Below are 5,725 nucleotides of genomic sequence, written 5' to 3'. Positions count from 1 at the left end.
GGTGCTCACCGAGGTGAGCACCACACCGGGGTCACGCGAGTTCGGCGCTGAGCGTCGCGATCTTGTCGGGACGGAAGCCCGACCAGTGGTCGTCGTCGGTCACGACGACCGGGGCCTGCATGTAGCCGAGGCTCTTGACGTGCTCGAGGGCTGCCTCGTCCGTGGAGACGTCGTGCACCTCGTACTGGATGCCCTTGTTGTCGAGGGCCCGGTACGTCGCGGTGCACTGGACGCAGGACGGCTTGGTGTAGACGGTGACGGCCATGATCTCCCCTGTGTTCTCGGCCCGTCGAGCGGGTCGTTCAGTGGTGCTGGTGGTTGTGCTGCAGTGGTGCTTCTGAAGCCTGCCGGGGCCCGCAGAGAGCGAGTTCCGCGCCCGCTGAGGGCGGGTTCGACCCGGTGACTCGATACTACATCTAGTGGCCGACACCGGGACCGACCACAAGAGAAAGTGTTACAGCCGTGTAGTTCTCCACAATGCCCCCCACAGTGTGAACAGTCGGGAGAGGCCCGTGATTCCGCCAGTCTGACCCTCGCCACCGACACTCCTCCACACCTTGTGGACACATCTCTCCACGCCTGTGGGCAGAACCCGATCGGCGTGTCGCGGAGTTCGGCACCGGACCGTGCACAGGAGCCGTCCGTGCACACCTCCCCGACCGGGGGACAGGCCGTCCGTCCGGTCCGTACACTCCTCTTGTGAGTACGTACGGGCCCCTGCTGAAGACCCCTGGCGTCGGTCGTGTCATCGCCGCGCAGCTCACCGCTCGCTTCCCGTTCGGGATGCTCTCGCTCGCGTACCTGCTCCACGTCGAGCACGTCTTCGACTCGTACGGCGCGGCTGGCCTCGTCCTCGCGACGACGAGCATCGGCCAGGCGATCGCCGGTCCGCTCACGAGCCGGTGGATGGGCAGCTGGGGCATGCGCCCCGTGCTGATCCTGACGAGCATCGTCGCGCTCGCGAGCATGGGCGTCGTGGCCTTCGTCCTGATGCCGCTCTGGGGGTACGTCGTCGTGGGGTTCCTCGGCGGGCTCGCGGTGCCCCCGGTCCAGCCGGCGGTGCGCACCATCTACCCGAAGATGGTGACCTCGGCGCAGCTCACTCCCCTGTTCTCCCTCGACGCGAGCGCGCAGGAGCTCATCTGGGTGGCCGGCCCGGTCATCACCACGTTCGTCGCCACGCAGATCGGCACGATCGAGGCGATCGTCGTCGCGATGGCGTTCCTCGTCATCGGCGGTGTCTGGTTCATCGCCTCCCCCGAGCTCGGCCGGGTCCGCATCCCCCGCTCGAAGCGGGCGTTCGGCGTCGTCCTGCGCCGCCCCTCGGTCGTCGTCGCCACCCTCACCGGCCTGCTCCTCATCGGCGCCTGTGCCGCGGTCGAGGCCAGCGTGACGAGCGTGTTCGGCGAGGGCAGCCCGAACGCCGGCATCGTCCTCGCGGTGTTCGCGATCGGTTCCCTGGTCGGCGGCCTCGCGTTCGGCCACCGCCCGATCTCACCGAACACGCTGTGGACCCGCATGGCGATCGTCTTCGTCGGCCTCGCCCTCGCGGTCGGCGGTACGGACTTCTGGTGGCTCTGCCTGGCGCTCCTCGTGGCGGGTGCGGGCATCGCCCCGGCCCTCGCCGTGATGTTCGGCTCGGTGTCGGCGACGGTGAAGTTCTCCGACACCGCCGAGGCCTACGGATGGATGGGCACCGGCCAGCTCATCGGAGCAGCGGGTGGTTCCGCGGTCGCCGGGTTCCTCATCGACCTGCACGGCCCGACCGGCGGCCTCATGGTCGGCGCCGGCATGGCGCTCGTCGGGGTGCTGCTCCCTTTGGCGGCGAAGCAGTGGCTGCCCGACCTGCGCGGCCGCGACGCGAGCCCGATCCCCGACACCGAGCCGGTCAACCTCCCCACGTAGTCCGGACCCCTACGAAACGCGCGCGTTCCGACACCGCACGCGTCGATCGACGCGCGTCACGTCGCGCACGTGGTGTGAGCAACGGCCGGGAGGCACGACACGCGCCCGCCACGATCGGCAGGATGGGTGCATGGTCACCTCCATCCCCCTCCGCGACGCTCGGAGCATCCCCGCCGTCGGCTTCGGCGTCTACAAGGTGGACGACGCCGAGGCGGCCGTCGCCGTCGGCACCGCGCTCGACGCCGGGTACCGCCACGTCGACACCGCCGAGATGTACGGCAACGAGCGCGGCGTCGGGGAGGCGATCCGTGCCTCCAGGCTGGACCGTGACGACGTCTTCGTGACGACCAAGGTGTGGAACGACCACCAGGGTCGCGACGCGACCCTCCGGGCGTTCGATGCGAGCCTCGACCGGCTGGGGCTCGAGGCGGTCGACCTGTACCTCATCCACTGGCCGGCAGCGGCACGCGACCAGTACGTCGAGACGTGGCGGACGCTCGTCGAGCTGCGTGCGTCCGGGCGTGCGCGGAGCGTCGGGGTCTCGAACTTCCAGGTGCCGCACCTCGAGCGGATCATCGGCGAGACGGGCGAGGTGCCCGCCGTGAACCAGGTCGAGCGTCACCCGTGGCTGCCGCAGCACGAGCTCATGGCGTTCCACGCCGAGCACGGCATCGTGACCGAGGCGTGGTCCCCGCTCGGTCGAGGGCGTCTCGTGGGCGAACCGGTGCTCACGGCGATCGCCGAGGCGCACGGGGTGAGCGTCGCGCAGGTGCTCGTCCGGTGGAACGTGCAGCAGGACGTCGTGGTGTTGCCGAAGTCGGTGACGCCCGAGCGCATCCGCTCGAACATCGACGTCGAAGGGTTCGAGCTGACCGAGGACGACCTCGCGGCGATCGCGACGCTCGAGTCCGGCCAGCGAACGGGGTCGCACCCGGACTCGGTGTCGTAGGGGTACACGCGACCAGGAGGACTCGGGGGCGGTCCGTAGGTTCGTCAGCATGACCGATCCTCAGCAGGCGGCGCGCGACCGCCTCGGACCCGACGAGCAGCTGCACTGGGCGGGCAGGAGCGACCCGTCGAAGGTGTTCACCCCGCGCGACGCGTTCCTGGTGCCCTTCTCGCTCTTGTGGTGCGGCTTCGCCGTGTTCTGGGAGTCACGAGCGGTGGGTGACGGGGCGCCGTTCTTCTTCGTCCTGTTCGGCGGGGTGTTCGTCCTGCTCGGCCTGCACCTCGTCGTCGGGCGGTTCCTCGTGAAGCGGTACCGGAAGCGGACCACGGTCTACGCAGTGACGAGTCGCCGTGCGCTGATCATCACCTCCCGGTCGACTCGTGAGGTACCCGTCGGACGGACCGATCGCTCGACGACCTGGGACCACGAGCGACGCCACTGCACGGTGGAGTGGAACGACGGCGACCGCTCGGACGTCCGATCCCTGATGATGGGTGGCGGCGTCGCGCGGATGTACGCGAACACCGGGCTCGACGGACTGTTCGGGCCGCAGTTATTCGCGTTCTGGGACGTCCGCGACGGCGAGGAACTCGTCCGTGCGCTGGACCTCGCCACCCGTTAGGGCCCGATCAGCCCTGCCGGTCCCCCTCGGACTGCCACGGCAGGTTCAGGTCGCCCGGTTCCGGTTCGACGTCGCCGGCGTCGTCCGCGCCGCCGGTCCCCGGTGCCGCGACGACCCGGGACGGGTCGATGCCGTCCTCGCGGAGGTCCTCGTCGTCGCGCTGCTGCGTCTGGGAGGCGACGGTCTCGCGCTCGCTCGACGGGCTGTAGGACGTGTCGGCCGCGCGCTGGGTGCGGTCGTCGAGGCCGTCCGCGCCCTCGTGGTGGGCGGCATCGCGCAGCTCGTCGTTGCGGGCGCGGTCGTCGGACTCGTCGGGGCCGGGGGCCTGGGGGATGCTGTCGCTCATGGGCTGCACAGTAGGCCGGTCGCCTCCGGGCACGGTTCGGTCACGAGCGTCGTCATCCGCTTCCCGCCGCACTAGGGTCGTCGCGAGGGGGAACCAGATGAGACGAACGGCCAGGGTGGGCGCTGTGCTCGGGGCGACGGCGGTCACGGTGTTGCTGGTGAGCGGTTGCTCACTGTTCGGCGGGGACGACTCCGTCACGGCCCCGACGAGGACTGCTGCTGCCGGACCCGACGGCGGTGGTTCCCGTACGGCGACACCGGCACCGAGCGCCACGCCGGTGCTCGCACCGGGCGCCGTCGCCGCCGAGACCGATGTGGTGTCGAAGTCCGGCGACACGAGCCTCCACGTCCGGATCGTGCAGCGCGCGGACGGACTGTTCGACGCCGAGCTCTCCGACTACCGGACCACCAACCCGCAGCCGATCGCCCTGCAGTTCCGGCATCGTCCGGCCACCTTCACCGAGGGAGACGACCCGTCGGTCCGGGGCCAGGCGCAGTGGAACGGCTCCGTCCCCCCGTCGACGGTCGAGCTCGACGACGCGGGACGGACGCCGGACTACCTGTCCAGCGCAGTGCTCGTGCCCATGCCGAACGCAGACGGCTCCGAGTCCGACGACCGCCCGTGGGTGGGTTCGGTGCTCGCGGTCGGGAGCCTCGACTGGACGCTCCCGAACCCCTACCCGCAGCTGGAGGTGACCGTCGGCGAGGCCAGACCCGGTGCTTACGGCTGGGTCCGGGACACCGACGGCACCCCGACGACGTACGGCGTGGCGCACGGCGACGAGCTCTCGACGGTCAGCAAGCGCTTCGGCCTCACCCCGGCGCAGCTGCGCTGGCTGAACCCGTACCTCGAGACCCGCGGTGCCGAGGAGTGGCTGCTCGAGGATTCCACGCTCAACATCGACCCCGCGAACCGCTGACGGCCCCGGCCTCCGTTACGGTGGTGCAGCACCCGCACCACCTGGAGGTCCCATCGTGACGATCGTCGCCGCAGCAGACGGCTCCGCCCTCGGCAACCCCGGCCCGGCCGGCTGGGCCTGGTACGTCGACGACGACCGTTGGGCGGCGGGCGGATGGCCGAAGGCGACGAACAACCAGGGCGAGCTCACCGCCGTCCTGCAGTTGCTCCGCGCCACGAAGGACACCGGCGAGCCGCTGCACATCCTGTGCGACAGCCAGTACGCGATCAAGGCGTGCACGGAGTGGCTCGCGGGGTGGAAGCGGAAGGGCTGGCGGAAGGCCGACGGCAAGCCCGTGCTCAACGTCGAGATCATCAAGGAGCTCGACGCCGAGCTGCAGGGCCGGAAGGTCACCTTCGAGTGGGTCCGCGGTCACGTCGGGCACGAGATGAACGAAGCGGCCGACGTCCGTGCCCGTGGTGCCGCGACGGCGTACCAGGACGGCACCGAGGTCCCGCACGGCCCGGGCTGGCCGGGTGTCGAGGTCACCGAGCCGGAGCCCCTGCCCGAGGCGACCCCGCCCGCGACCCTGTTCTGAGCGATCAGTACGTGCCGTCGCGGCGGTCCTGCCGGGTGATCTGCTCGCCGGACGCCGGATCGATCCCGCTCCGGGTGGTCGTCGTGGTCCGTCGGCCGCCGAACGCCACCGCGAGGCTGATGATGAGCAGCACGACACCGGCGGCCATCAGGATGTAGCCGATCAGGCGGAGGTCGACCCCGGCGACCTGGATGTTCAGGGCGAACGCCACGATGGCGCCGATCACGATCAGGGCGATGCTCGATCCGATGCGCATGGCAGGTCCTCTCGACGGGCCCGGTCGCCGGAGGGCGCTGGGCTGCCGCCGAACCTACCCGGACGCTCCGCCGGACGTTCCCGGGGCACCGCGTCCCAGCCCGCCCGGGGCGCAGCGCAGCCGACGCGCGGCGTGGCGCGAGGCGCAACGC

The 5,725-nt window shown here is 70.7% G+C and carries 8 protein-coding genes; 5 read left to right on the top strand and 3 right to left on the bottom strand.

Going from position 1 to position 5,725, the window contains the following annotated elements; genetic code table 11:
• Positions 1-31 precede the first annotated feature (31 nt).
• A complete protein-coding gene (nrdH, locus tag ACSW7Y_RS15865) occupies positions 32-265 on the bottom strand; it encodes a glutaredoxin-like protein NrdH (RefSeq protein ID WP_058769310.1) in 234 nt (77 codons plus the stop codon).
• A 434-nt stretch (positions 266-699) separates the two neighbouring features.
• On the opposite strand from nrdH, the gene ACSW7Y_RS15860 reads away from it, so the two are divergent.
• The 3 genes from ACSW7Y_RS15860 (at position 700) to ACSW7Y_RS15850 (ending at position 3,476) form a co-directional block, all read left to right on the top strand.
• Complete coding sequence (locus ACSW7Y_RS15860) at positions 700-1,905, top strand: MFS transporter (protein ID WP_438127205.1); 1,206 nt, start codon at positions 700-702, stop codon at positions 1,903-1,905.
• A gap of 130 nt (positions 1,906-2,035) precedes the next feature.
• Entirely contained in the window at positions 2,036-2,854 is an 819-nt protein-coding gene (locus tag ACSW7Y_RS15855) for an aldo/keto reductase (RefSeq protein WP_438127204.1), read from the top strand.
• Between the two features lie 49 nt (positions 2,855-2,903).
• The gene (locus ACSW7Y_RS15850; protein ID WP_438127203.1) at positions 2,904-3,476 is read left to right on the top strand and encodes a hypothetical protein; all 573 of its coding nucleotides are present in this window, start codon (positions 2,904-2,906) and stop codon (positions 3,474-3,476) included.
• A gap of 7 nt (positions 3,477-3,483) precedes the next feature.
• Here the strand turns inward: ACSW7Y_RS15850 and ACSW7Y_RS15845 are convergent, their stop codons facing one another.
• On the bottom strand, positions 3,484-3,822 hold the full coding sequence (locus tag ACSW7Y_RS15845; RefSeq protein ID WP_438127202.1) for a hypothetical protein: 339 nt from the start codon (positions 3,820-3,822) through the stop codon (positions 3,484-3,486).
• Between the two features lie 157 nt (positions 3,823-3,979).
• Between ACSW7Y_RS15845 and ACSW7Y_RS15840 the strand changes: the two genes are divergently transcribed.
• The gene (locus ACSW7Y_RS15840) at positions 3,980-4,741 is read left to right on the top strand and encodes a hypothetical protein (protein WP_438127201.1); all 762 of its coding nucleotides are present in this window, start codon (positions 3,980-3,982) and stop codon (positions 4,739-4,741) included.
• A gap of 55 nt (positions 4,742-4,796) precedes the next feature.
• Entirely contained in the window at positions 4,797-5,318 is a 522-nt protein-coding gene (locus ACSW7Y_RS15835; RefSeq protein ID WP_438127200.1) for a ribonuclease H family protein, read from the top strand.
• Positions 5,319-5,322: 4 nt separating this feature from the next.
• Here the strand turns inward: ACSW7Y_RS15835 and ACSW7Y_RS15830 are convergent, their stop codons facing one another.
• Positions 5,323-5,574: a DUF6458 family protein gene (locus ACSW7Y_RS15830; protein WP_058725573.1), complete on the bottom strand. Its 252-nt coding sequence runs from the start codon at positions 5,572-5,574 to the stop codon at positions 5,323-5,325.
• Between the last annotated feature and the right edge of the window lie 151 nt (positions 5,575-5,725).

The organism is Curtobacterium flaccumfaciens (assembly GCF_051548005.1).
Taxonomy (GTDB): domain Bacteria; phylum Actinomycetota; class Actinomycetes; order Actinomycetales; family Microbacteriaceae; genus Curtobacterium.
This window is presented reverse-complemented; position numbering and strand designations above follow the sequence as displayed.